This is a genomic window from Pseudoalteromonas sp. GW168-MNA-CIBAN-0100 (assembly GCF_040309225.1).
GTDB lineage: Bacteria > Pseudomonadota > Gammaproteobacteria > Enterobacterales > Alteromonadaceae > Pseudoalteromonas > Pseudoalteromonas arctica.
Genome location: NZ_JBEOOL010000012.1, coordinates 1 through 26,114 on the forward strand (window position 1 = coordinate 1; position 26,114 = coordinate 26,114).

The following is a 26,114-nucleotide window of genomic DNA, read 5'->3' on the forward strand; positions in this document are numbered from 1 at the left end:
GTATTACGCCATGCTTATGCAACACATCAACTTGAGTTAGGGATGCCGCTTCATCAACTTCAACATCAGCTTGGTCATAGTGACATTAGAACCACGCAAAGTTACTTACACTGGTTACCTGAATTAGGGCATGGTGGCATTGATTTACTCGCAAGTTGGGGAAACCAATGAGCGGCTTGCACCTCGCTGATATTTTAAATTCTGGCCTTGGGAATTATCGGCAGCACCACATAATGAGTTATCAACAGTTACGAGTCTGCCAACATCTTCAATCATGCAGAACGGGGCAGCTCGGTTATCAAGCATGGCAATGTGATAACTGTAGTGAAGTACAACAAATTGGGTGTAGTTGTCGAGACCGTCATTGCCCACGTTGCCAAGGGATGGCTACGGCTAAATGGGTGCAAAGACAACAAGAGGATTTATTATCGTGTCGCTATTTCCACCTTGTTTTTACGCTCCCGCATGAGTTAAATATCATTGCGCACTACAACCCAAACGCGTTGTATCACTGTTTATTTAAAGCCGCATGGCAAACGCTGTGTAAATTTGCGAAACGAAAGAGGCATGGCCAGTTAGGCATGACAAGCGTACTGCATACGTGGGGGCAGAACTTAAGTCAGCATATTCACCTGCATTGCTTGATACCCGCAGGCGCGCTTGATAAAGCGCACTGGCATGAAATAGAAAAAGGCTATTTATACCCCGTTAAAGCATTATCAACAGTGTTTAGAGGGAAAATGCTCGCGGCGCTCAATGAATGCGATAGTTCATTCGCGAAGGTAAGCACACCAACCAAATGGTGCGTGTATAGCAAAGCCTGTTTAACGTACAGTGAAAAGCTAGTTAGTTACCTTGCTCGTTATACCCGAAAAGGCGTGATGTCAGAATCGCGATTAGTGTCAGCGACTGAAGAAACAGTGAGCTTTAAATACCGCGATTATGCAGATAACAACCGCGATAAAGTCATGACTCTGAGTTGTGATGAATTTTTACGGCGCTACTTACAACATGTATTGCCCAAAGGGTTTATGCGCATTCGTCACTATGGCTTTTTAGCTAATGCGTGTCGCAAGCGAAAGTTAGGGTTAATAAAGGCTCAAGTATTAGCAACCCCATGCAAAGCGGTGAAGCCGAAGGTAGAGCAAGAACGATTAATACCCCATTGGTCTTGCCAGTCATGCAAGACGGGTACCTTACGATTTATTGGTGTGATGAATTTAGATGAGGCGACAAATAAAATAGCGCGAACGAGTTAGCAGCCTTGCTTGCTGCATCAAATCAATAAGTTAACCTGCTTAATTGCTCAGGCTAATAGCGACTGTGCGAGCGAAAAATATCCTTGCTTAACGGTTAAACATTCGGTTTAATGAATAGATAATAAACGCTGAGCAATGCAGGGAAAGCTTAAATTATAATAGGTAAGCTTATTAAATTAGCTGATTTAGCTAGAGCCTCTAAAAAGCAAATTCCCATAGCATAAACAACACCAACTCTGACACACCGAGCAGGTAGCGCCTCAGTCCAACAAGCGATTATGCAACACAAACTGCGTGTCGCATAAATACTAAAGTGTTAGCAGTATGGCATTGACCTGTCGTTAAGGTGACGCAAATGTGTCGTATACAAAAAAGGAGTTTTTGAACAGGATATAGCTTCAATATATTCATGTGAGAAATACAAATGGAAATGAAACTAAACGCTAAAAAAATTATAGAAGAACGTAAAGTCAGAGCTTGGAGTCAGCAACATTTAGCTGATGTTAGTGCTGTAAGTTTAAGAACCATTCAAAGAGTAGAAAATAATGGTTCAGGTTCATTGGAAACTGTTAAAGCATTAGCTTCCTGTTTTGAGCTAGATGTTACTAAGTTATTCCAGCCTGAAATCCCATTAAAGAAAAATCACTCTAAATCCAAAATAGCAGTGTTATCTTCAATGATTGCAGCCATTTTCAGTAGTGTTTTATTTCTAGTGCCATCTACAATGGCATCAGATATTAAGATAAACTCAGATAAAGTTACAACATCTAAAAATAATGATTATCGAGTTTACAGTAACAATGTAGAGATTTTCTTGCCAAAAACTCTTACTTATGAAGTGTTAGTTGATTCAAAGTGGGAAACAGCTACACCGGAAATAGCCAGTGGTAGTGTAAAGATCTATTTGGGTAACTCAGTTGTTTTTATTGAAAAAGCAATAATAACAAGAACTGAAAAAGGAACGAAAATCACTACTAATTATGCAAAATTTACTAACACTGACTAATATACTGCTAATAAGTGTCTAAGGTTGCGACCATCCATCTCCAGCCACTCGACAACATAAAATGTTGATAATAATTGGCAAGGTATCTTACTGTGTCGGATGGCGCTTCGCTTATCCGACCTACACTGGCACAAACCGGAAATCACCTACCCATAAATTCCGTATTTATACATTAAGGTTTTTAAAGCCTTAATGTAATTAATTTTCAACCATTCAAATATTTGCCTAAACCTAACCTTACTTAGATTTAAGGTGAACTTTAATTAATAAATCTCAATCTGAGTGCCACACCTTGCTTAAAATTCAAACTATTCTCAAGCTGCCGCGAATTCTCAATTTAAGTGGCACTGGCCAAAAAAAATTTTAAATAATACATATTAGCTAAATAACAATTGATAACCATTTTCGTTTAGATTAGTATGTACGCACTAAATGAAATTGAGAGTGGTTTGTATTCATGTATATTTGTCTATGTCACGGTGTGACTGATAAAAAAATTGAGCAAACAATTGACGATGGTGCAACGACCATGCGTGAATTAACTAAAGAGCTTAAAGTAGGCAGCCAATGCGGTAAGTGTTGTGGTTGTACTAAAAAGATCCTTAATCGCAGACTTATTCAGATTGCTGATGTAACGGATCAAGTTGCTTAATTACATATAAAAACTTAGATATAAAAAAAGCAGCTTTTTAGCTGCTTTTTTTATGCTTGTTACTATTTACAGTTGAGACTGCAAGTAGTTTTTAATGCCCGTATTTTTAATAAGTAATTGTTGGGTTTCTAACCAATCAATTTGCTCTTCTTGCTCATTTAAAATGTGGTCAAGGGCTTCACGGGTAATATAATCTTTTTTGCTTTCAGCCAGTTTAACTGCGTTTTGTAACTCACCAATAGTATCAAGTTCAAAACTCATGTTAGCTGCAATCATTTCTTCGCTGTTTTCACCAATACGTAATCGGCCTAGGTCTTGAAGATTTGGTAAACCTTCTAAAAACAAAATACGTTCGATTAAACGATCGGCGTTTTTCATTTTTTGAATAGATACTTTGTAATCTGCTTTGTCTAGTTGAGTGAAGCCAAAATCTTTAAACATGCGTGCATGTAAAAAGTATTGGTTAATACCAACAAGCTCATTAGCGAGCACTTTATTAAGCGCTGCAATAACGTCTTTATCGCCTTTCATAATATGCTCCTACTAAGCCATTTGTGCTTGATGATAATTTTCAGAACCAATCTTATCAATTAAGCCAAGTTGTTGCTCTAACCAGTAAACATGGTCTTCTTCGGTATCAAATAACAGTTTTTCTAAAATGCTACGAGACTGATAATCTTGTTGTTCTTCACATATTGCGATAACGTCTTTAACACACGCAACTACTTCAAGCTCTAGTGTTAAATCGTTTTGCATCATGCTTTTTACGTCGTTACCGATAAGTAAATCACGGCGTTTAGTCATATTTGGTACACCTTCTAAAAACAAGATGCGCTTAATAAGCCAGTCTGCGTGATCTTTTTCTTCTTCCATTTCGTGGTTAAGGCGTTCGTATAGTTTGTTTAAACCCCAGTCGTCATACATGCGCGAGTGTATAAAATACTGATCGATTGCTGCTAATTCGTTAGCTAACAATGTATTAAACGCATCGATTACTTTTTGATTACCTTTCATGATAAATCGCCTTAACTATTTCAATTGTATGCAGTGTAGTACAAATAGCCTATATTGCAAGTTTTCTCTATAAAAATCATTGCGTTACTATTGGTTTTGATTCTTATTTAAGTTTGCGTTACTGCTTGGTTTATGGACAGTTTTTTATTTGCATTAGCATCTAATACAAGATCATGATTGCTAGGGCGTATTGAACTTTGGTGGTTGAATTTACAGCAGTGTGTTTGGTTTTTAGGCAAGGCAGTGCCTATGTAGTGTGGTTATTCCCCATAAATAGGCGATAACGCAGCATAAAGACCAAACATGCGCTGCCCAAAGGGTTCTTTCTAGGGACGATTAACTTTTTGTTGCTCGGTTTTTACTTAGCCCGCTAGGTTACAAACCTCGCGCCGCAATTTAATCGCCCCTAGATTGAACAAATCTCAATCCACAAAGATCAACACGCCCTAAATAAAAATTGAGATGTTTATTTATGTGGGATTTGTTGAGCATATAGGCATGCAGGGCATGCCTATTACGTGCGTTTATTTGTTAAAATTGATATTTAGCACCCAGCGTTGCGGTTGTGCCTAATCCTTTAATGTTATATCCACCGTAGGTGTATGCCTGTGCGCGGGCAGGGTAGTAATCACTATTGAATAGGTTTTCTATTCCAAAATACCCACTCCACTTGGCGTTAACATTGTATTGGCCACTTAAGTTAAATGTGTTGTAGCTACTAACAGGGCCCTGATCGCCAGAGTATTGGCCTTGCGCATTTTTATCAAAACGCTTTCTGTCGCCTACATATAAAAAGCTCATTGCAAGAGATAGTTCGTCATTTGTTTGCCACGTTACATTCGCTGTTGCTTTAGGTGGGCTAATTTGACTTGCGCCTAGATAGTCATCAGCTTCGGTGTTTTTACCTTCTACGTAACTGTATGTGGCGCTTAACTTAAGGTCTTGGGTAATAGTGTAATTAACTAACCCTTCGTAACCCCATATTTCTTGTGGCGCACGCACAGGTTCGTAAACTCCTGTTACTTCATTATACTCATTACTTGTACCAAGCTCTGAGGTACTTCTGTAAAGAGCAAATTCAAAACGTACGTTTTCAAACTGTGAGGTAAAACCAACTTCGTAATTGTCGATTATTGAGGCTTGTGTTTGAATAAGTGCAATGTCGTCAACGGTTGCAGCGCGAAGTAAGCGACCAATATCAGAAATATCAGAGCCCTGTGAGTAACTAAAAAACGGGCTAAAGACATCGGTTAAGTTATATTTAATACCGGCATTATAGGTTGTTGCATCGTAATTAATGGTGTCGCCACGCACATTTAATGGTACTGAACATTGCGATGCGGTTTTGCAAAGTTTTAGCGTTTGGTAGTCACTTACGCTCAAATCAATGCTTTCGTTTCTTACACCCGCTTTTACAATAATGTCGTCGTTTATTACCCATTTTGTTTGTAAAAAGCCTGCCACACTTTCCATGTCCATTTCTGGCACCCACACACGGCCATCTACTAAAGGTTGCGATGTTTTATCGTTTAAGGCATCAATACCGTAGATTAGGGTGGCTGTTACGTTTTCAAAATCAAACTGACTATTAAATGTAGCTCTGGCACCTTGCTTGTCTGATTTAATAACCGATTGACCACCGCTATAACCTTCATCAAGATTGGCTAAAGCGGTTGAGAAAAAGAATACGTTTTCTATATTTTGTTTATACAGATCGAGGGTCATTTGTGTGTTTTCAAACAACGCGTAATCAACATATTTTAGGGTTATATTTTCGTTGCCTTCTGGGCCTTGCGGTTTACCTTGTTTTTGAAGCTCTAAGGGGACGTGTATAGCGTATGTTTTTTCCCCTATATTGCCATCGCCAGTAACATCGCCTAAATCAGTTTTTTGCTGTGAGCTGTAAAAGTTATAGCTAAACTGCAGTTGCTTTTCGTCGTCAAAATCATAAGTTAGTTTGGTAAAATAGTTTTGAGTTTCAGAGTCTGATAAACCATATTGCAAGCCTAAAATATCGCCCTCTGCATCGCGTTGTACGCCGTTTTCTTCATAGCTTGCCGTTAACAGGTAGCTTAGTTTATCGAGCTTTCCGTTTACTGCAGCCGCTATTCTACCGCCGCCACTTTCTGCTAATTTAACAGCGCTAAAGCGGCTTGAAATACTTATTTCACCTTCAGGTTTACCATCACTGCGAGCCTGTTTTGTTATGTAGTTAATAATGCCACCTGAGGCACCATTACCATAAATAGACGTTGCGCCTTTTATGACTTCAATGCGCGCTATTGCGCTGGCGTCTAACGTTTTTACGCCTAAAGAACCATTACGAAGAGGGGTTGATTGCGGTACACCATCAATCATTATTAATGGCGCACGACCGCGTAGTGTTTGTCCTGAATTACTTGAACTACCAGTATCTGGGGCAAGGCCAGGAACCATTTGCGCGAGTAAGCTCCCCAATTCTGAGCTTACTTTTAAATGCTGTTGTATTTGTTGCTGATTTATAACGGTAATTGAGGCTGGTACTTCGTCAATGCTTTCTGATATTCGGCTGCCAGATACAATGACATGCTCTAACTGATCAGAAGTGTATTCATTTTTATTATTTTCATTTGCTAACGTGTTAGTACTTATTGCAACAGCAATAAGGCAAAGCGAAGTTTTTAACATGGGGTGTCTTAGTTGATAACAATTTACGTAATGGTAATTATTATCAACTAATGACGCAAGTGTTAATGAGATTTATTTCCATTTATGGCGTTTTAACCAAAAATATACACCGCTTACAATAAAAAATGCGAGTGAAAGGGCTATTAATAACCATAAAAACTGCACAATAGGACCTGCAAAATCACCAATGTGAAACTTATACTTAAAGTTCCATGCTTGTGTTGTGAAGTTGGTTTTACTGGCGTCAAATGAGTTTAATACTTTACCAGTAAATGGGTTAGTCCAAACCCAGCTGTAAGCGTGGCTTTCGCCAGGGTTTTGCATTCTCAGTGCAATTGCTTCGTCATCTTTTTTAGGTAAGTAAATTCTATATACTTTACCATCTGGAAATACGTTCTCTGCATTTTTAATTGCTTCATTGTAGTTTAACGCAGTTTGAGAAGGGGCTATTATTTTTGGCGCTTCAGGTCTTTGTTCTACTTTATTAAACGTTACAAATTCTAATACAGATTGAGTTTGTGTTTTCCAGTTAAATGCCATACCAGTAAAGGCAATAAGCATAAGGGGTATAAAAAAGTAAACACCAAGCACTGTATGTAATTGATACATGAGCACTCTAAATTTGGCTTTTGGTTTTATAGCTAAACGTTTAACTCTGTTTTTGGGCTTTACCCATAAATAAAAGCCGAGTAATACATTTATTAAAAGTAGCAATGCACATACCGACATCCAATTTCGAAAGGTTTTTTCACCCTTACTGTTTTCAAACAACAGCCAGCGATGCAATCCCATCGCAAACCCATAAATAGTATCTGTTGATTCATAGACGTTTAGTACACTCCCAGAGTAGGGATTAACACTGGCGTAATGTTTATTGGCTAACCTAAATTGCCATGCGGCGTTTGGCGCTTGTTCGGGCATAAAAAAAGTGATTTTTTGCTTAGTTTGAGCTCGTACATTTTGTATAAGTTCATCGTAAGGCATTAAATTTTCTTGTGGTGTTACTTGCCATTTTGCAGGCTCTATTAAGTGCTGTATATCTTTTGCATAAATCATAACAGCACCGGTTAAGCTCACTATTAATAAAAATAGTCCGCTAATAAGGGCAAGGCCTAAATGAATTCTACGTAACCAAAGTTTCAAAAACGGTATCTCATTATGAGTTAATGGCAATATTGTAAATGATAATACGAGCTGTTTTCAATTAAATAATTCAGTTGTTAAATATATGACCAAAATTATATTTTTTGATTTTCGATTATGCAGTTTTCAATATTAAAATGGTCGTGTAAATAATGCTTAATAGCTTCTAAATCTATTTGGTTTTGCGTGTTAATAACTAATTCACAGTGGGTGGTTTTATCGTCGAGTTGCCACGCTTTAATACTAGCGACGTGTTGTATCTGGAATTTTTTAATTAGTGCTTTAGTTACAGCTGCATTATCAAGATGTGAGGGAGCGGCTTGCATTAAAATTTTACAACTATCTTTAAGTAATAATATACCGTGATAAATAACATAAACAGAAATTAAAATTGTCGCTATTAAATCAACTACATACCACTGATATAAAATAATTAAAGTACCTGCTACAATCACAAAAATAGACGCCATTGCATCAGATACATTATGAATAAATGCAGCTCTTATATTCATACTGTGATTTGCGCCAGCTCTGTACGTTAAAAACGCTGTTACTAAATCGACTACTAGCGCTATTGCCGCTACCCAAACTACAATCCAACCATTAATTGGCTGAGGGTTAAAATAGCTCGAAATAGACTCAAAAATTAAATATACGCCAATCATTATTAATGTACTGCTATTAAAAAGAGTGGCGAGTATTTCTGCGCGTTTATAACCAAAGTGATGGGTGTCATCGGCAGGTTTATTGCCAATCTTGCGTGCAATTAGCGCAATAAGTATTGCGGCTGCATCACTTAAATTATGAAGGGCATCGGCTATAAGTGACAAGCTGCCCGAAAATATCCCGCCAATAACTTGGGCTACGGTTAGCAATACATTAATAACCACAGCGGCGGTGAGCTGTTTATTGCTTTGGTTTTCGTCTACATGACTATGTGAGTGATCGTGCGCCATAATGCCCTCAAACGCATTGATTAAATACTGCTTATATCACGAGGAGTTTAAAACAGCTACAGAAGTTGTAGCGTAAGCAAGTGTAATTATAAGTTAGTAATAAAGGCGTATTTTTTAAAAAATGTGAATTTAAGATTGTAACGCTAAATACCCAGTTTTTAAGGAGTTTACCGCTCAAAACTTGCGTCTTTATATATTTAGTGCATTAATGTAAGTAATATTAAATGATTATAAGTTGCTGGATATTAAGCATGGACAAAGGTTTAAACTTTGGTGAATTAACAGGTAAAGGACAGTCTGTTCGAAGTAAGTTAATTATAACCTTTATAATTATAGCCTTAGGGCCACTTTGTATACTTACGTGGTTTAGTCTTGAACATGTAAATAGCACGCTTAAACAAAATGCAGACACTGAACTTAACGAGCTTAATAATATAGGTAAGCAATTTGCTGATATTTGGTTTACAGACCATGTTAAAGATTTATATTTGCTTAGATCACAATTTGATATCAGCCCCAATAAAAAGCAAAAATTAATTAATCAATTTATTGAGCAGTATGACTTTGTTAATCATGTAGAGCTTATTGATGTAAACCTTGTTAACTCACGACCTTCATCACTTTTTTTAAATGTTATTAAAGAGCCGCGCTTTAATAACATACGTTCTGGGATTATAAATACAGGTAAAATCCAATTCCAGTCAATGACTGCCTCAGGGCGTGAATATCATATTATTGGCTTACCGATATTAAATGATGAAAATAAGTTACAAACAATATTGCTTGCAGATATAAATTTAAATGGCTTATTAAATAATCTAAGTAAAATACACGCTGCTAATAAAGACATAACATTTTATGTTATGCACAATAATAAAATTCAAAAAAGTAATACTTCAGACGATACCCAACCATCATTTTTCTCTCAAAATAGCTCACCAATACAACGTGTTTTTTCTTATATTGATAAAAATGAAGTCACTTTATATGGGTATATTAATTCATTAGAGTTTTTAAATGAGTCTGGCTGGCAGCTACTTGTATCAAAACCAAAAGAAGTCGCACTACAAGGTGCTAATTATTATAAGCAGCTCGCTGTATTAACTAATTCAGGTGCCTTACTGCTGATATTAACGTTGTCGTGGTGGTTTGGTCGCCGGCTGTCTCAGCCTTTAATTAACTTAGCTAAAATTGTCGAAAATATTACAAAAGGCGATTTAGTTAAAGTTCCAATAATAAACGATAGCATTGAATTTAATCAGCTTTCATTGGGCTTACGTAAGTTAGTAGCTGTAAAAGAAGAGCAACAAAGTATATTACAAAAACAACGTTCGGCACTTCAAATTGCATTAAAACAATTAGCAGAACAAAAAAGTGCATTAGATGAACATGCCATTGTTGCGGTAACTGACTTACATGGCACTATTACTTTTGTAAATAAGAAGTTTTGTGAGATCAGTGGCTTCGACGAACATGAATTAATAGGCGAAAACCATCGCTTATTAAATTCAGGGAAACACGAAAAAGAATTTTTTAAAAATATGTACAAAACGCTTAAACGCGGTGATGTATGGAACGGGCAAATCTGTAATAAAGCTAAAAATGGTGGTTTTTATTGGGTAGATACCACCATTGCACCATTTCTAGATGAAAACGGTATACCACAAAACTATATTGCTATTCGTACCGACATTACAGCGCTTAAGTTACAAGAGCTAGAGCTTGAACAGCACAAAACACAGCTACAACTAGTGATTGACTCAACAGCAGTGGGTATTTGGGATTGGTACATTGATACTAAAAAGGTGACATTTAATAACCGCTGGGCCGAGATTATAGGTTACAAGCTCAGTGATATTGAACCTTGTACTATAGATACTTGGTATACCTATGCTCACCCTGATGATTTAGCTATGTCGGAGAAAAAACTTCAAGCGTATTTTTCCGGCGAGACTGACTATTATGTTAGTGAAGCCCGCATGAAACATAAAAATGGGCATTGGATCTGGGTTCTCGATACTGCAAAAATAGTTGAGTGGAATACCGATGGTTCTCCAAAACGCATGATCGGTACGCATTTAGATATATCAGATCGAAAATCTACAGAGCTTGAGCTACAAGGAAGCCGAGACAGATTTGCATCTTTGGTATCAAATATCCCTGGCATAATTTATCGATGTAAGTTTGATGACAAATTAAGCATGCTTTACATGAGCGAGCAAGCGAGTGAAATAACCGGTTATTCACCCGATGAGTTGATACACAATGAAGACCTTTGCTTCTTTGATTTAATATGTGAAGACGATTCTCAAAAAATAAAAGATGAAATTGTTCGCTGTGTTAATGCTAAGCAGTCATGGTCTGTTGAGTATAGAATTAAAGCCCGCGATGGCTCTTTGCATTGGGTAAACGAAAAAGGCCAAGCGATTTACGCAGATGATGGCAATATATTGTATTTAGATGGATTTATTTTAGATATTACAGAACGTTACAATACACAATTAAAAATAAGCCGTCAGCAAAGCCTGCTTGAATCAATGAGTAAGCAAGGACAGATTGGTGCATGGGAGATGGACCTAGATGCGCATACTCTTTATTGGTCTGATGAAGTTAAGGTTATCCACGAAGTACCAGAGGGATTTGAGCCGAGGATAGATACTGCTATTGATTTTTATAAACCAGGAATACACCGAGACACTATAAGTACCTTATTTGAATGCGCTGTGACTTTAGGTGAAAGCTGGAGTGTAGAGCTTATTATTTTGACCTATTCGGGGCAAGAGCGTTGGGTTAAATCAATGGGCCAAGCAGAGCTTAAAGATGGTAAATGCGTACGTGTTTTTGGCTCATTTCAAAGTATTGATGCACATAAGCGCCTTGAACTCGAAAGCGAAAAAGCAAACCGCTATAACAAAAATTTAGCCGCGCTTACAGTCGCACCTGAAGTGCAAAATAGTGATGTAGAGCAAGTTAAAAAGCTAGCCGTTAAATCTATGTGCGAAGTGCTAAATGTTGCACGTGCGTCGGTATGGATTTTTAACGATCAACGAGATGTAATGACATGTCATAGTTTATACATAGATGGACAAGGGTTTGTAGATACAGATGCTGTTTTAACTGCTAAAGACTATCCTGCATATTATAACGCCATTTATAAGCAAAACTTAGTAGCCATTGATGATGTTTATACCCATCCAGCAACTGTTGATTTTATAGAAGCGTATACAAAGCCATTAAATATTAAATCGATGCTTGATGCAGTAATAGCAACTGGTGATGGTAATTTAGGTATTTTGTGCGCTGAAACGGTATGCGAACATCACAATTGGACGCAAAGTGAAGAAACGTATCTTCGATCATTGGCTACTTTAGTGGGAAGTACTTTAATTTCTCAGCAACGAAAAGTAATCAGTGAGGAGCTTAAAGTAGCGCTTGTAAAAGCAGAGGATGCGGCTATTGCCAAGAGCCAATTTTTAGCAACCATGAGCCATGAAATAAGAACGCCAATGAATGGTGTACTCGGTATGCTAGAACTTGTTCAATTAGAGTCACTCCCTAAACCAATAGAAACAAAAGTAGGTATAGCCAAAACAAGTGCGCATTCTTTATTGGGTGTAATTAACGATATTTTAGATTTCTCTAAAGCCGAAGCGGGTAAAATTGAACTTGAAGAGATTAACTTTAATGGACGTGATTTAATTGGCGAAGTTGCTGCCGCACAAGCATTGACTGCTCAAGAAAAAGGTATAGAAATAATTTTAGATTTGGTAGCGTTAGAGCCTTCGCAGTTATGCGGAGATCCTGGGCGCATTCGACAAGTACTTACTAATTTGCTGAGTAACGCCGTTAAGTTTACGAGTAAGGGCGAGGTTGTGGTAAGCGCCAAAATTAATAAAGTGGCTCAAGGTTTAGAGTTTGTTGCAAGTATAAAAGATTCAGGCATAGGAATAAGTGAAGAAAAGCAACAGCAGTTATTTACCCCTTTTTCTCAGGTAGATGCATCAACAACGCGTGAATACGGGGGCAGTGGCTTAGGGCTGGCTATTTGTAAGCAGCTTTGTGAGTTAATGGGAGGAGCAATTTCTCTTACAAGTGAAGCAGGTAAAGGGAGTACCTTTACCGCCACTATAATGTTAACTCCGGGAGATCAAAAAGAGCGTTATATTCCTAATATTAATATGGAAGAGCTAACAGTTTTAGTTGTTGACGATAACGAGACAAATCGAATTGTAATTTCACAACAGCTTGAACATTGGGGCGCTAAGGTTGCACTCGCATGTGATGCACATGAAGCACTTGATATGTGCGCGCAGCACTATAAAGATAAAAATTGCATGTATGATATTGCAGTGCTTGATATGCAAATGCCAGGAATGGATGGCATAGAGCTGTGTAAAGCACTAAAAGCACATGAACATTATAAATCAATGCCACTTGTAATGATGACTAGTATTGCAGGTATGGAAGGCGCGCAGCGTTATTCTGATGCTGGCTTTCAGGCATATTTTCCTAAACCAGTAACCACTGCCGATTTAATTTCTGCACTGTCAGTTATAACGAGTAATGATGCAGGCGAGACGCTCCCACTTGTTACGTCAGGCTATATTTCGTCACTTAAAAAAGAAAAGATGCAGAAGTCTTCCCAAATACTACTGGTAGAAGATAATCCAATTAACCAACAGGTGGCTAAATTAATGCTCAAAAAGCTTAATTGTGACGTTACTATTGCTGGGAATGGCCAATTAGCGATTGATATATTAGAAGCGCATGATTCAGGATATTTTAAGCTTGTACTCATGGATTGCCAAATGCCTGTTATGGATGGTTTTGCTGCAACCGCTGCTATTCGTAAAGGCTTGGCGGGCATACAGCATAAAAACATTAAAATAATCGCTATCACCGCAAATGCAATGAACTCAGATAAAGAGCGTTGTATAACAGCTGGAATGGATGACTACTTGAGTAAACCTATTCAATTAGATATTTTAAAAGATAAATTAGAGCAGTATATTTAAGGTAAAAATACAATGAGCCAACCCGTTATAATACGTGATGCAAAACCAAGTGACGCAAAAACAATTTTGCACTTTATTACCGAACTTGCCATATATGAAAAAGAACCTGATGCAGTAAAAACAGACGAGCAGGCAATTTTAGATACTCTGTTTAGTGAAGGTGCAACTGCGCACAGCATAATTTGTTTAGAAGGTGATGAGCCAATTGGTTTTGCGGTATATTTTTATAATTACTCTACCTGGTTAGGTAAAAATGGCCTATACCTTGAAGATTTATACGTAAGCCCAGATAGCCGTGGCAATGGTGCAGGTAAAGCCATTATGAAACACTTAGCTAATAAGGCCATTAGTAATGACTGTGGTCGTTTTGAATGGGTAGTGCTTGATTGGAATAAACCCGCTATCGATTTTTACAATAGCATTGGTGCAACGCCTCAAAACGAATGGATTATATATCGCTTAACAGGGCAGGAATTATTAGACTTCGCTAGATAGTTAATGAAAATCATTTGCATTTAGTTTTATGGGTGTGTAAGTTAAATACACACTCATAAATAAACGTGCAGATGATTATATGATCTCAAGCCAAAAACAATCCCAATCAGATTTACTTTATCTTGATCAAGCATTAAGCCCTTGGCAGTCGAATATAATGCAAGGTAATTATGCATTTGAACAAGGTGCACTTCTCGAAGCTCGCGATAAATACTTATTAGCTAAAACACTTGCAGATCATCTTCTTCAGCAGTTTTTATATGCTCAGATTAATAACACTGTCATTCATGCTATTGAGCACTGTATACCCGCACTTGTTGTTGCGTCACATAATTTAGCTGATACCTATATAGCTATGCAACAGCCTGAAAATGCATGCAAATGGCTATGCGAAGTACACTTAACACTCTCTTCACTAATTAAGCATACTCATTACGATATACAAAAAGTGAGTAAGCATCATTACATTAAAACTTCCTTTGAACTTGTGTCATTTACAAGACGCTATCATTTTTTACCTGAGCTAATAGAGCAAGTGAATTTTTGCTTATGCTCTAAAGACTCAACAAACAGCCTGCTACATTAACATAAGGAGTAATTTATGGCGTTTACATTGCCAGCACTTGATTATGAATATGATGCGCTTGAGCCTCATTTAGACAGCAAAACGATGCATATTCACCACACATTGCATCATCAAACGTATATCAATAAAGCCAATGCTGCTTTAGCAGATACTGTATATGCAACCGCAAATGCTGAAGAGTTACTTAAGGGAATAAATGAGCTACCAAGTAATTTGCAAAAAGCAGTACAAGAGCATGTAGGAGGGCATTTTAATCACAGCTTATTTTGGCAAGTAATGAGCCCGCAAGGAGGAGGTGAACCTGAAGGTATTGTGGCTCAGGTTATAAATGAGCAACTAGGCAGTTTTGATAAATTTAAAGACCAATTTACAGCCGCGGCAATTAGCCAATTTGGTAGTGGTTGGGCGTGGTTATGTGTAACGCCGGATGAAAAGTTGATTGTAGAAAATAGTGCTAATCAAGATTGCCCTTTAATGCAGGGAAATATCCCTATTTTGGGACTTGATGTATGGGAGCATGCCTATTATTTGAAGTATCAAAATAAACGTCCTGACTATATTGCTGCATTTTATAATGTAATTAATTGGCAAGAAGTACAAAGGCGTTATTTATTGGCTATTGGTTGAGTGCCGAATATGGCTAGTAATACAGTTTATTTTGTATAAGCTAGGCTTTATTAGATTAATTAATAGAGCCGTTTATGGACACTTCACATTGGCAAAAAGCACGTCAGAGTCGCGATCCTCGTTTTGACGGGCTTTTTTACGTAGCGGTAAAAAGTACCGGTATTTATTGCAGACCTATTTGCCCTGCGCCAACGGCTCACGAAAAAAACGTTGCTTATTATCAGTTTGCTCATAACGCGGCGCAAGATGGTTTTAGACCCTGTATTCGTTGCAGGCCCGATAGTGCCCCTGGCAGCGCAGCATGGCAGGGTACAAAAACGACTGCACTTAGAGCAAAACAGTTAATAGATCAAAATGACGAGCACGACTGCGAAAAATTAGCAGCTCGCTTAGGTGTAAGTAGTCGTTATTTAAGACAGTTGTTTAAGCAGTATTTTGGCGTGTCGATTACGCAATATCGATTATTTAACCAATGTCACTTTGCTAAAAAGCTGATTCAAGAAACACATTTACCCTTTACCGAAATAGCGTTTTCCGCAGGCTTTAAAAGCATTAGGCGCTTTAATGATGCATTTTTACAGCAGTTAAATATAGCTCCCTCGAAGCTGCGCAGTGGCGATAAAAAACCAACGTCAACACTCACTTTAACCCTGCCATTTAGGCCGCCTTATAATTGGCCTGCTTTGCAGAGCTTTTTACAAAGGCGCTTGATAAAACCAATGGAGTGGATAACGCAGACGAGCTACGGACGTACTTTTGCAAGTGAGGAATATAAAGGAAGCTTTACCGCTGAATTTATAGCGAGTAAAAATCACTTTAGTGTGTCTATCGATATAGATAATACGGTGTACTTACAACCTGTTATAAATAATATACGCCGTGTGCTTGATTTAGATGCCGATATTAATTTAATTCAAACGCATTTAAGCGCCAATATAAACAATGCGTTTACAGTGTGTGAAGGGCTCAGACTTCCAGGGATTTGGTCAAGTTTTGAAGCCGGTATAAGGGCGGTACTCGGACAACAAGTGAGTGTTACTGCGGCGCATAATTTAGTAACAAAGTTAGTTGACGAATTAGGCGAAAAAGAGGGCGATGCCGTTTATTTTCCTACGGCTAAAATTGTTGCTAATAGTGATTTTGCATTTTTTAAAATGCCACAAGCACGCAAAAATGCGCTACACAACTTAGCCCAGTTTTGTGCACTAAATCCTGAAAATGACGATTTAGACGAATGGCTTAATTTAAAGGGAATTGGTCCTTGGACGGTAAATTATGCAAAGTTGCGAGGGCAAAGCCAGCCCGATATATTACTTGATGGCGACTTAGGTGTTAAAAAAGCTCAAGCGGCGGCAAACCCTTTCGTACCTGCTAACAGCGCTCCTTTTCGCTCTTACTTAACTTTTCAACTTTGGCAGCAATTATAATGATCATTCAAACATCAATTTCGAGCCCTATAGACGACATAATTATTCAAGCGACAGATAAAGGAGTGAGTTACGTTGGGTTTTATCCTCCAGTTGAGCACCCTCATACGCCATTTGAGCAAGTCGCTAACAAGGCGGTGCTTATTTGCGCTGCGCAGTTAAATGAGTACTTTGCAAAAAAACGCACTACTTTTGATGTACCACTTGATACAAACGGTACAGTATTTCAACAAAGCGTATGGCAAGCACTATTAACGGTACCTTTTGGACAGTCGCAAACATACGGCTATATTGCAAACCAACTCAATAACCCAAAAGCAGTGAGGGCAGTAGGCGCTGCGAATGGTAAAAATCCGATTAGTATTATAGTGCCTTGCCACCGAATTATTGGCGCAAATGCAAAGTTAACGGGCTATGCTGGTGGGCTTGATAGGAAACTTTGGTTGCTGAAACACGAAGGATTAATGTAAATTAATTTAACGAATATTTTGTATGTTTACTTCTACATACTACACTGTAGATTTAGTTTATAAATAAAAATCACTATGAAAATTAGAACGTTACTTTATATTTTTGTTTTGAAGTGTATTGTTTTTTGCGATGGCGTTACGGCCAAAGAATTACTTTTTTGTTATGAAGATAAAAACGCAGCACCACTATTTTTAGGTGTTGATAAGGCTATACCTATTGATCAACCTGATGCCTCAGTTGAGGTTTTAAGTTTATTAGATAAAGCGATTGATGGTGTTGAGATTAAGTTTGTTAGAAAACCATGGCGTAGATGCTTAAGCGATTTAGAATTTAATCGAGTTAATGCTGTTATTGCCAGTTACCGCAAAGGACGAGAAAACGTTGCTGTTTACCCTGTTGATCAGCAAGGTAAGTTACAAGATGACTATGCAGTAAGTGAATTTAGTAGCTGCCTTATAGGGCGTTATAAATTTCATAAAGAATGGGAGACTCGCGAAGTATTTCAAAATAAAGCATTTACTATAGCTATTCCTAATGGCTATGGACTAAATAGCGCGTTGAAAGAAGAACCATTTTTTATTCATAATACGTTTTCTAAAAGCAAAGCTTTTGAGTTGCTAGATAAGGGCGTGGTGCAGGCGAGCCTTGATCTATGCCAAGTTGATGGCTTAAAAGTGTCGAGTTATCCGTATGAGGGTAATAATGTTAAACCTATTTATCCCCCTTACGAAACCAGCCATGGTTACCTTGTTTTTTCAAAAAAATTCTACGAAGAAAATAACGATCTAAGCTTGGAAATGTGGCAATGGTTATCAAAGTTTGAAAGTGCACCTATCTATATTAAATATTTACAAACACTTAAATAACCTCGGTAAATTCGCGTTTGTAAATTGGTATTAATTTAATATTAAGGTAGCATAAGCGCACTTTTTATAAAATGGCACCACAATGGCTCAATTATACTTTTACTACTCTGCAATGAATGCAGGTAAATCAACCACGTTATTACAATCTGCATTTAATTATAAAGAACGTGGCATGGAACCTGTGATCCTGACTGCTGCCATTGATGATAGACAAGGCGTGGGTAAAGTATCGTCTCGTATTGGCTTGCAAGCAGATGCGCATGTATTTGATGCTAGCAAAGATGTTTTTGATCTTATTCAATCACTCAATAATGAAAAAAAACGCCATTGTGTGTTAGTTGACGAGTGCCAATTTTTATCAAAAGAACAAGTAATGCAATTAACAGATGTGGTTGATGAATTAGGTATACCGGTATTGTGTTATGGCTTGCGTAACGACTTTAGAGGCGAGCTATTTATAGGGTCGCAATATTTGCTTGCGTGGGCTGATAAGTTAGTTGAGCTTAAAACTGTATGCCACTGTGGACGTAAAGCTAACCATGTACTGCGTACCGATGAAAATGGTGAAGCAATAGCCGATGGTAACCAAGTAGAAATTGGCGGCAATGACCGATACGTTTCGGTATGCCGCAAACATTATAAAGCCGCGTTAAATATGGGCCGACAAAGCATTTAAAAATGTATCAATATCTTCGCGCGTAATATCTAAATGCGTTACTAGCCTAAGCTGCTTGCTTGGGCTAAATAGTATACCTTGTTGTTTAAGTGCCTCAGCAATCTCTTCAATGTTTATACTGCTAGTGTATGTTGCGTAAACCATATTAGTGGTGTTACTCATATCTACAGTAAAGCCACTGATTTCACTTAATTGTTGAGCCAAATAACGTGCATTTGCATGATCGTCTTTTAAGCGCTCTACATTGTGCTCAAGTGCAAACTGCCCGGCAGCTGCAAGCATTCCGGCTTGGCGCATACCGCCACCAAGTACTTTTCTCCATCGTCTTGCTTTATTAATAAGTGCTGTTGAGCCTAATAATAAAGAGCCTACGGGCGCCCCCAAACCTTTAGATAAACAAATAGAAATTGAGTCAAAGTGCTTTGTGATTTCAGTGATATCAATATTTAGCTCAACAGCGGCATTAAAAGCACGTGCGCCGTCTAAGTGCAGCGCTAAATTATGCGTGTTAACAAAGTCACGAGCTTGGGCTAAGTACTCAAGCGGGAGTACTTTTCCGCCTATGGTATTTTCTAAGCTAAGTAATCGCGTTTTTGCAAAATGACAATCGTCTGGTTTTATTGCTGCAGCTATTTTACTAAAAGGTATACTGCCATCAGCATCGTTTTCAATAGGCTGTGGTTGCACAGACCCTAAAACAGCTGCTCCGCCGCCCTCAAACTTATAGTTGTGAGCATTTTGGCCACAAATGTATTCGTCACCTCGTTCACAATGCGCCATTATTGCAAGTAAGTTGGCTTGTGTACCTGAGCTACAATAAAGTGCGGCTTTAAAGTTAAAACGCTTACACGCATAGGCTTCTAGTTGGTTAACGCTTTCATCATCACCGTATACATCGTCACCAACCGGTGCGCTGTACATAATATCGCGCATTGTGTTTGTTGGTTTTGTAACTGTATCAGAGCGAAAATCTATCATGATTGCCTTATCCTTTTTATTGTTTTTAATAAAATTGGTATTAATCAAGCTCGCTACAAATTTGCTCACGAGTTTCTTTATCAAAGTAAGTCCATGCAATAAAGCGGCTGATTTTTTGACCTTGTGCCATATCAACTATTTTATATTGTGCTATTGGGTGGGTTTTTAATACTTCTTCAAGGGCTGCAATATTATCTTTTTTAGAGACTAACGACGTAAACCACAGTACTTGCTCTGCAAAGTCTTCGCTCTCTTTAATCATGTTAGAGATAAACTGTACTTCACCGCCTTCACACCATAATTCATTATTATGGCCACCAAAGTTAAGTGTGCTACTGGGTGTTTTTCCTAGGTTTTTCCACTTACGTTCACTGCCTTTACTTGCCTCTTCTTCGCTTGCATGAAACGGAGGGTTGCAGAGCGTTAAGTGGTATAAATCTTTTTGATTTACAACGCCTTTAAAAATATGTGATGCGTTTTTTTGTTGTTTTAGGGTTATTTTTAAACCATTAAACTGAGCAATTTGCTTTGCTATTTTTACCGAAGCTGCATCAATATCAGTCCCTGTAAAATGCCACTTATATTCACTTGTACCAGTAAGCGGGTAAACTAAATTAGCACCAGTGCCAATATCAAGTACTTTAATTTGCTTACCTAAAGGTATTTGTTGTTGGTTATCATCACTTAATAAGTCGGCTAAGTAATGAATGTAGTCAACACGCCCAGGTATAGGTGGACATAAGTTGTGCTCGGGAATATCCCAAAAATCAATATTATAATGTGCTTTCAAAAGGGCTTGATTGAGTGTTTTAACGGCTTTGTTATCACTAAAATCAATACTTTTAGTACCTGCAGGTGTGGTTATAACAAAAGGCAGTAGAGCAGGGTGCTCTGTTGTTAATAAATCGAAGTCGTACCCATTTTTATGTAGGTTACGAGGGTGTAATTTTGAACGTGTATTATTTTCTTTCATGGCTTCATTTTAACAACAGATATGATGTGGTGATTGTAACAAATGCTGATGAGTAAAGTGCAGACATTTCCTTTGGTATATTTAATATTACTGGTAGGATGAGTTGAAAATAATAAAAAGGAATAACTGTGGCGATTTCTCAGCAATCAATAATTATCAATTTAGACGCTCACCAAACACTTCATTTACGTCGAATCAGCGATGATAATCAGCAAGGGCCTGTCGTATTTTTTATGCATGGAGCTGTAGAAAACGGTAAAATTTTTTACACCCATTCTAATAAAGGGCTTGCCCCTTTTTTGGCTGAGCATGGGTACCGATGCTATGTGGCTGATTTACGTGGCCGAGGTGATAGTAAGCCGATTATTTCAAGTGACGCTAAGTACGGGCAAACCGAGGCCATTTTAGAAGATATTCCAGCCTTTATTAAGCAAATAGAGTTGATTGAAGGCAAGAAGCCTGACTACTGGGTCGCTCACTCTTGGGGCGGGGTATTGATGAACAGCGCGTTTGCACGTTTTCCAGAATATATTAATGATGTAAAAGCGTGTGTGTATTTTGGCTCTAAGCGTTCTTTATTTAATAATCATCCTCAAAAATTATTACAAGCCAATTTAATTTGGTATTTTATGGCACCTTTACTTGCTAAAAAACACGGCTATTTAAATGCTAAAGGTTATAAGTGGGGAAGCGATAACGAAACTCAAAAGTCGCATTATCAAAGTATGCAATGGGCTAAAAAGAAGCCATGGATAGATTCTGATGATAATTTTGATTATGCAAAAGCGCTAAACAACCTGCATTTACCGCCAACGCTTCATATTGCTGCGGTAAAAGATAAAGCATTAGCGCAACCAATCGATATTCAAAAGTTTATGGACGAATCAGGGCCTGGCATTCAACAAATGCGAATTTACGGTCGTAAACACGGGCATAATTTTGATTACGATCATATTAATATGCTTACCAACCCAAGTGCGCGTGATGATCAATTTAAAGATTTACTTAATTGGTTTAAAGCACGTCCGATTAATTCTCATCAAGTAACTTTAAAAGAGGTGTTTTGTAACGCTCCCACTTAGCGATTGCGGCGTTATTAATAGGTTGGCGAATAGCATGTTTACTCAACGTGGTTACCGGTGTTTTTTGTTTATAAAACGCTAAGCAGCGCTCTTCAAAATGACAGTTTAAAAAGCCAAGTAACTGCGTTAGCTGCTCTTTTGGGTTGCTCACTAAATCTTCGTAACTGACATCATAAATTGGCATACCTTTAAAGGAGTGCCAATGGCTCATCAGTTTTTCATACACACTATGGTAAAGCTTAAACTCAGGTAGTGAGCAAAAATAAGGCTCGTTTTCGGCAAAGTAATTAGTGAAAATAGAAAACGCAGTAGCATTAAAATTACGACTTAAATTTATAAATTTGGCATTTGGAAATAGGATATATATTAGTCCGAGCGACTGATAATTACTCGGCAGTTTATTTATTATAAAAGGTCTGATGGGCGATGCTGTTTTTAATGTTGTGATATAAAGCTCGCGGGCTTTTTTGATTAAGTCAGGTGTTAAATGCGCTAAACATTGCGGGTAAGCAACTCCCGTTTTTTGTTCGATAAAAGCAACCGCGTTATTACTAATACTCGTACTTTCTCCTAGGCTCGAAAACTGACTATGGCTTGCCAATATTTGCTCCAGGAGGGTAGAGCCACTACGAGGCATACCAATAATAAATACAGGTGTAATATTACGGGTAAATTTTTTATCGGCGGAGGCAATAAATTCCTCGGTGTTGTATTTTATTATTTCATCGTAAAAAGGGATTAAATCTTTAGTGTTAAATTCACTTAATTTTCTTTGTAATTTATTCGCCAATATAAAATAATTAAATGCTTGCTCGGTATCTTCAAGTGCATCGTAACTGTTTGCTAATGCGTAGTAACACACCATTTTTAAGCGTAAATTGCTCGTTTGAGTTAATAAGTGATGCAAATTACTTACATAATTATGCTCTTTATCAAAGCGGCCTAACTGCACAAGTTCAAATAAAATATAAGCTGTTACAGGGTATACCCCAATACTGAGTGCATGAGCAAAGGTTGTATGGGCTTTATCTAACTCGCCATGTGTTAAATAGTGCTGTGCTAAGTAGTAATGAGGCTCTGGGTTATGACTTGCTAATTTCTTAGCGTATTCGAGCACCGTTAACGCATCGTTTGGCGAATTAACACCGTTAAATGCATCAGCAAGGGCGTGTAATGGTTCAAGCATATGAGGCAAGCGCTCACAGGCTTTTTGGAGTAGGTATACGCCAGCGTCATAACGTTCTAGTCGTAAGGCAATTCTGCCTAAGCCAAATAAAGCTTCACCATTTTCAGGGTTACTATTTAATAGCGTTTTAAAATGAAACTCAGCTTCTTTGAGTTTATTTTGTTGCAGTAGTTGGTTGGCTTTATTAAGTAACATAGTTATACCAATTTTATTAAAAAAATAATCATTCTATCGCATTAAATAGCGAACTCACTGCGTTAAAAATTATTCATATAGAGCAACTACATATCATAGTTTTCGCCTTGTTATTACGCTATTTTCTGAGCGCTATAATAGAACACTTATTCAATGCAATTGGTATTGTTCATTATTATTTTTATTAACTATAAAATTAAAAAGGCGAAATGTCTTTAACATTTCGCCTTTGGTTCTTCATGAAAATAGTTTAAAAAGTATATGTTGCTTTAGCGTAGTAAAAGCCACCGTTAATACCAAACGGAGATGTTTCGTAGAACTGACCACCCCAGTTGTTATTAGGGATACCCGTTGCATCTGCAAAATCAAGTTTTTCAGCATCTTGGTCGAATAAGTTTTGAGCGCCTACAGAGAAGCTAACTGATTCATTTAAGAAGTAAGTTACTTCAGCATCAATAGTGACTGCAGCATCTGCTGTTTTAGCTGTTGCATCATAATCAACGTGAACACCTTGGTATTCGCCGTAGTAGTTTGCACGAGCAAATGCAGAAACTGATTCCCATTGTTGAGACAATGTGAACGTTGCACGATGGTTAGGTAAATCTTCTTCTAAGCGTTTAACTTTAAACGCACCTGTAATTTCACTAAATTGAGTTACTTCAGTATCATTCCAGTTATAAGCAAGGCTAAATGTAGAGCTACCGCCCATTAGTTCAGCAGTATAGTTTGCAACTAAATCGATACCTTGAGTTGTTGTATCAAAGTCATTTGTAAAAAAGCTTACCTGAGCAAGACCTTGTACATTAGGAACTCCAGCTGCTGTAAGTGTATCTTTATCTGCTTGGCTTAAGTTGATTTTATCTGATTGGCTAATACGGTCATCTACTTGTATGTTGTAGTAATCAAGCGTTAAAAATAACTCGCCGATTGTGTATACAGCACCAAGTGTATAGCTTTGTGATTCTTCCGGCTCAAGCTCTGTACCACCTAATTGCACTGCAATAGGGTTTGTTGGTGGAAGAAGCGCTGAATCTTGTAATACACCGCTGTCTAAGCTTGTTTGTACGTTACTTACGTTAGCTTGACCAACTGTAGGTGCACGGAAACCGCTACTTACAGAACCACGAATATTTAAATCTTCAGTTAAATGGTATTGAGCCATTACTTTGTAGTTAGTTGTAGTACCAAAGCTGTCGTAGTCTTCAAAGCGAAGCGCTACGCCCATTAAGAAATCTTCAGTAAATGGTGCTTCAACATCAACATACGCTGCATAGTTACGACGAGAAAACTCACCTGCTTGTGATGGTTTAAAACCAGGGAAGCCGTTAGAGCCAATACCAAAACCTTGTGCTGTTAAAGGGCCTGCTGTGTAAGATTCTTCATCACCAGAAATGATAGTGAATGTTTCTTCATGCCATTCAAAACCACCGGCAATGTTTACATCATAAGCTAAACCAAAGTCGACACCCTTTGATAAATCAAAGTTAAAGTTTTTCTCTAGCTGTTCATATTTACCCGGACTGAAGTCACGTGGTGTATCTGCACCTAAAGAAGCATTAACCGTGTCATAGATGAAGTAACGTGATTCATTTAAACCCACAGTACCGCTTAAGTCATAGTAAGTATCTTTTAAGAAACCACCAGTGAATCGCCCTTTAGTACCAATAGTTAAAGAAGTATCAGTAATGTTGCCGCCAAAGTTAGGTGTAAAGCCACCTGGAAGCGTTTCGTTAAAGGCAAAACAATCTGGGTTGTTCGCTACACCATTTATATAAGCAGGATCATCTAATACGTTGCCATCTGTTATTGCAATAGTAGGACAGTTAGCGCTCATATCAGGTGTTAAATCTGCAACAAGTAGTGTTTCGCCACCATCATTTGAGTAAACGCCAGAACGTGTTTGCGGGTTACGGTAGTAAAAGCCACCACGTACATCACGTTCAGAGTAATTACCAAACATGTAAAATTCAGAATCGTTTGTTAGCTCTAAACCTACGTTACCAAAAATTGTAATATCGTCGTTTACTTCTGGTGCGCCCCATACTTGTGCAAGAGAAGATACATCAGGAACACCGGCAGCTGAAAGTGCTGCGGCATCGGCACGTTGAACTGAGCGGCTTGTTGCATCAGCTGTTTTATATTGAAAGCTTAAATTAGCAAAGCCATTGTCGGTAAACGGTAAACCCACGTTACCCGACACTTGTGTTGTATCGCCATCACCTTCATAAAATTGACCATGGCGGATTTCTAATTTACCACCTTCAGAAGCGTCTTTTAGTTGGAAGTTCATTACACCGGCGATTGCATCAGAACCATATTGTGCAGCTGCGCCATCACGAAGTACTTCTACTTGTTTAATAGCAATGCTTGGAATAACTGAAATATCTGCGCCTTGCGCGCCATCGTTAATACCACCGCCTAAAAATGCAATTACAGAAGCACGATGACGACGTTTGCCGTTTAAAAGAACCAATGTGCTGTCTGATGGTAAACCACGTAAGTTAGCTGGGCGAACAAGAGAGGCCGCATCACTAATAGGATTTTGATGTACGTTAAAAGATGGCACGGCACCTTTTAAAAGCTCAAGCATGTCGGTATTACCTGATCTTTCTAATTCTTCGCCGCCAATAATATCGATTGGAACTGGTGAGTCACCGATTGAACGTGGAGCTGAGCGCGTACCTACTACGGCAATTTTCTCTACGTTTTTATTTACTTTAGTTTGCTGTTGCTCGTCTGCTGCAATAGCAGAACCCGAAAAAAACAACCCTGCAGTGGTTGTAGCTAAAGCAAATTTGATTGCTTGGTTTAGCGCATTATTTTTTAATTTCATTCTAATT

General features: G+C 38.0%; 22 protein-coding genes. 13 read left to right on the top strand and 9 right to left on the bottom strand.

What is annotated here, in order from left to right; all coding sequences use genetic code 11:
- The 4 genes from AAEY62_RS09100 to AAEY62_RS09115 form a co-directional block, all read left to right on the top strand.
- Positions 1–171 (top strand): tyrosine-type recombinase/integrase (locus AAEY62_RS09100; protein WP_350634867.1); only part of this gene is annotated, 171 nt, incomplete at its 5' end.
- Complete coding sequence (locus AAEY62_RS09105; protein WP_350634834.1) at positions 168–1,259, top strand: IS91 family transposase; 1,092 nt, start codon at positions 168–170, stop codon at positions 1,257–1,259. The genes AAEY62_RS09100 and AAEY62_RS09105, both read left to right, overlap by 4 nt.
- 424 nt (positions 1,260–1,683) lie before the next feature.
- On the top strand, positions 1,684–2,265 hold the full coding sequence (locus tag AAEY62_RS09110) for a helix-turn-helix transcriptional regulator (RefSeq protein ID WP_024591864.1): 582 nt from the start codon (positions 1,684–1,686) through the stop codon (positions 2,263–2,265).
- 457 nt (positions 2,266–2,722) lie between these two features.
- Positions 2,723–2,917, top strand: a complete 195-nt coding sequence (locus AAEY62_RS09115) for a (2Fe-2S)-binding protein (protein ID WP_002960627.1) — start codon at positions 2,723–2,725, stop codon at positions 2,915–2,917.
- 66 nt (positions 2,918–2,983) lie between these two features.
- On the opposite strand, the gene bfr (AAEY62_RS09120) is transcribed toward AAEY62_RS09115, so the two are convergent.
- The 5 genes from bfr (AAEY62_RS09120) to AAEY62_RS09140 form a co-directional block, all read right to left on the bottom strand.
- On the bottom strand, positions 2,984–3,448 hold the full coding sequence (gene bfr, locus AAEY62_RS09120; RefSeq protein WP_101164256.1) for a bacterioferritin: 465 nt from the start codon (positions 3,446–3,448) through the stop codon (positions 2,984–2,986).
- A 12-nt stretch (positions 3,449–3,460) separates the two neighbouring features.
- Positions 3,461–3,931 (bottom strand): bacterioferritin, encoded by a 471-nt coding sequence (bfr, locus tag AAEY62_RS09125; protein ID WP_002958985.1) that lies wholly within the window; start codon positions 3,929–3,931, stop codon positions 3,461–3,463.
- Between the two features lie 531 nt (positions 3,932–4,462).
- Positions 4,463–6,598: a TonB-dependent receptor gene (locus tag AAEY62_RS09130; RefSeq protein ID WP_350634835.1), complete on the bottom strand. Its 2,136-nt coding sequence runs from the start codon at positions 6,596–6,598 to the stop codon at positions 4,463–4,465.
- 72 nt (positions 6,599–6,670) lie between these two features.
- Positions 6,671–7,741, bottom strand: a complete 1,071-nt coding sequence (locus AAEY62_RS09135) for a PepSY-associated TM helix domain-containing protein (protein ID WP_350634836.1) — start codon at positions 7,739–7,741, stop codon at positions 6,671–6,673.
- Between the two features lie 95 nt (positions 7,742–7,836).
- Positions 7,837–8,697 carry a cation diffusion facilitator family transporter gene (locus AAEY62_RS09140; RefSeq protein ID WP_350634837.1) on the bottom strand — a complete coding sequence of 287 codons (861 nt, stop codon included), beginning with the start codon at positions 8,695–8,697 and terminating at the stop codon, positions 7,837–7,839.
- 251 nt (positions 8,698–8,948) lie between these two features.
- On the opposite strand from AAEY62_RS09140, the gene AAEY62_RS09145 reads away from it, so the two are divergent.
- The 8 genes from AAEY62_RS09145 (at position 8,949) to AAEY62_RS09180 (ending at position 18,860) form a co-directional block, all read left to right on the top strand.
- Complete coding sequence (locus AAEY62_RS09145; RefSeq protein WP_350634838.1) at positions 8,949–13,712, top strand: PAS domain-containing protein; 4,764 nt, start codon at positions 8,949–8,951, stop codon at positions 13,710–13,712.
- Positions 13,713–13,724: 12 nt separating this feature from the next.
- Positions 13,725–14,207: a GNAT family N-acetyltransferase gene (locus AAEY62_RS09150; RefSeq protein WP_101164258.1), complete on the top strand. Its 483-nt coding sequence runs from the start codon at positions 13,725–13,727 to the stop codon at positions 14,205–14,207.
- Between the two features lie 79 nt (positions 14,208–14,286).
- A complete protein-coding gene (locus tag AAEY62_RS09155) occupies positions 14,287–14,793 on the top strand; it encodes a DUF2753 family protein (RefSeq protein ID WP_350634839.1) in 507 nt (168 codons plus the stop codon).
- Positions 14,794–14,808: 15 nt separating this feature from the next.
- Entirely contained in the window at positions 14,809–15,420 is a 612-nt protein-coding gene (locus AAEY62_RS09160) for a superoxide dismutase (RefSeq protein WP_350602840.1), read from the top strand.
- A 74-nt stretch (positions 15,421–15,494) separates the two neighbouring features.
- Positions 15,495–16,847, top strand: a complete 1,353-nt coding sequence (locus tag AAEY62_RS09165) for a DNA-3-methyladenine glycosylase 2 family protein (protein ID WP_350634840.1) — start codon at positions 15,495–15,497, stop codon at positions 16,845–16,847.
- Positions 16,847–17,317, top strand: a complete 471-nt coding sequence (locus tag AAEY62_RS09170; RefSeq protein WP_007582340.1) for a methylated-DNA--[protein]-cysteine S-methyltransferase — start codon at positions 16,847–16,849, stop codon at positions 17,315–17,317. Before AAEY62_RS09165 ends, AAEY62_RS09170 begins: the two co-directional genes overlap by 1 nt.
- Positions 17,318–17,392: 75 nt before the next feature.
- Positions 17,393–18,184: an amino acid ABC transporter substrate-binding protein gene (locus AAEY62_RS09175; RefSeq protein ID WP_350634841.1), complete on the top strand. Its 792-nt coding sequence runs from the start codon at positions 17,393–17,395 to the stop codon at positions 18,182–18,184.
- Between the two features lie 82 nt (positions 18,185–18,266).
- The gene (locus tag AAEY62_RS09180) at positions 18,267–18,860 is read left to right on the top strand and encodes a thymidine kinase (RefSeq protein ID WP_010553997.1); all 594 of its coding nucleotides are present in this window, start codon (positions 18,267–18,269) and stop codon (positions 18,858–18,860) included.
- On the opposite strand, the gene ltaE is transcribed toward AAEY62_RS09180, so the two are convergent.
- A complete protein-coding gene (gene ltaE, locus AAEY62_RS09185; RefSeq protein ID WP_101164264.1) occupies positions 18,834–19,838 on the bottom strand; it encodes a low-specificity L-threonine aldolase in 1,005 nt (334 codons plus the stop codon). The two genes, AAEY62_RS09180 and ltaE, sit on opposite strands and share 27 nt — an antisense overlap.
- Positions 19,839–19,878: 40 nt before the next feature.
- Positions 19,879–20,811, bottom strand: coding sequence for a 23S rRNA (adenine(1618)-N(6))-methyltransferase RlmF (gene rlmF / locus AAEY62_RS09190; RefSeq protein WP_350634842.1), 933 nt, complete (start codon positions 20,809–20,811; stop codon positions 19,879–19,881).
- 128 nt (positions 20,812–20,939) lie between these two features.
- Here rlmF and AAEY62_RS09195 point away from each other — a divergent pair, with 128 nt between their 5' ends.
- The gene (locus AAEY62_RS09195) at positions 20,940–21,893 is read left to right on the top strand and encodes an alpha/beta fold hydrolase (RefSeq protein ID WP_024591851.1); all 954 of its coding nucleotides are present in this window, start codon (positions 20,940–20,942) and stop codon (positions 21,891–21,893) included.
- Here AAEY62_RS09195 and AAEY62_RS09200 read toward each other — a convergent pair.
- Entirely contained in the window at positions 21,841–23,274 is a 1,434-nt protein-coding gene (locus tag AAEY62_RS09200; RefSeq protein ID WP_024591850.1) for a tetratricopeptide repeat-containing sulfotransferase family protein, read from the bottom strand. The genes AAEY62_RS09195 and AAEY62_RS09200 overlap by 53 nt on opposite strands.
- 250 nt (positions 23,275–23,524) lie before the next feature.
- Positions 23,525–26,107 (bottom strand): TonB-dependent receptor plug domain-containing protein, encoded by a 2,583-nt coding sequence (locus AAEY62_RS09205; RefSeq protein WP_010553992.1) that lies wholly within the window; start codon positions 26,105–26,107, stop codon positions 23,525–23,527.
- Between the last annotated feature and the right edge of the window lie 7 nt (positions 26,108–26,114).

What these genes read in the sequence shown, in the direction of transcription:
- AAEY62_RS09105 (WP_350634834.1), top strand. Translation starts at nt 168, where the DNA reads ATGAGCGGCTTGCACCTCGCTGATATTTTAAATTCTGGCCTTGGGAAT.
- AAEY62_RS09110 (WP_024591864.1), top strand. Translation starts at nt 1,684, where the DNA reads ATGGAAATGAAACTAAACGCTAAAAAAATTATAGAAGAACGTAAAGTC.
- AAEY62_RS09115 (WP_002960627.1), top strand. Translation starts at nt 2,723, where the DNA reads ATGTATATTTGTCTATGTCACGGTGTGACTGATAAAAAAATTGAGCAA.
- bfr (WP_101164256.1), bottom strand. Translation starts at nt 3,448, where the DNA reads ATGAAAGGCGATAAAGACGTTATTGCAGCGCTTAATAAAGTGCTCGCT.
- bfr (WP_002958985.1), bottom strand. Translation starts at nt 3,931, where the DNA reads ATGAAAGGTAATCAAAAAGTAATCGATGCGTTTAATACATTGTTAGCT.
- AAEY62_RS09130 (WP_350634835.1), bottom strand. Translation starts at nt 6,598, where the DNA reads ATGTTAAAAACTTCGCTTTGCCTTATTGCTGTTGCAATAAGTACTAAC.
- AAEY62_RS09140 (WP_350634837.1), bottom strand. Translation starts at nt 8,697, where the DNA reads ATGGCGCACGATCACTCACATAGTCATGTAGACGAAAACCAAAGCAAT.
- AAEY62_RS09145 (WP_350634838.1), top strand. Translation starts at nt 8,949, where the DNA reads ATGGACAAAGGTTTAAACTTTGGTGAATTAACAGGTAAAGGACAGTCT.
- AAEY62_RS09150 (WP_101164258.1), top strand. Translation starts at nt 13,725, where the DNA reads ATGAGCCAACCCGTTATAATACGTGATGCAAAACCAAGTGACGCAAAA.
- AAEY62_RS09155 (WP_350634839.1), top strand. Translation starts at nt 14,287, where the DNA reads ATGATCTCAAGCCAAAAACAATCCCAATCAGATTTACTTTATCTTGAT.
- AAEY62_RS09160 (WP_350602840.1), top strand. Translation starts at nt 14,809, where the DNA reads ATGGCGTTTACATTGCCAGCACTTGATTATGAATATGATGCGCTTGAG.
- AAEY62_RS09165 (WP_350634840.1), top strand. Translation starts at nt 15,495, where the DNA reads ATGGACACTTCACATTGGCAAAAAGCACGTCAGAGTCGCGATCCTCGT.
- AAEY62_RS09170 (WP_007582340.1), top strand. Translation starts at nt 16,847, where the DNA reads ATGATCATTCAAACATCAATTTCGAGCCCTATAGACGACATAATTATT.
- AAEY62_RS09175 (WP_350634841.1), top strand. Translation starts at nt 17,393, where the DNA reads ATGAAAATTAGAACGTTACTTTATATTTTTGTTTTGAAGTGTATTGTT.
- AAEY62_RS09180 (WP_010553997.1), top strand. Translation starts at nt 18,267, where the DNA reads ATGGCTCAATTATACTTTTACTACTCTGCAATGAATGCAGGTAAATCA.
- ltaE (WP_101164264.1), bottom strand. Translation starts at nt 19,838, where the DNA reads ATGATAGATTTTCGCTCTGATACAGTTACAAAACCAACAAACACAATG.
- rlmF (WP_350634842.1), bottom strand. Translation starts at nt 20,811, where the DNA reads ATGAAAGAAAATAATACACGTTCAAAATTACACCCTCGTAACCTACAT.
- AAEY62_RS09200 (WP_024591850.1), bottom strand. Translation starts at nt 23,274, where the DNA reads ATGTTACTTAATAAAGCCAACCAACTACTGCAACAAAATAAACTCAAA.
- AAEY62_RS09205 (WP_010553992.1), bottom strand. Translation starts at nt 26,107, where the DNA reads ATGAAATTAAAAAATAATGCGCTAAACCAAGCAATCAAATTTGCTTTA.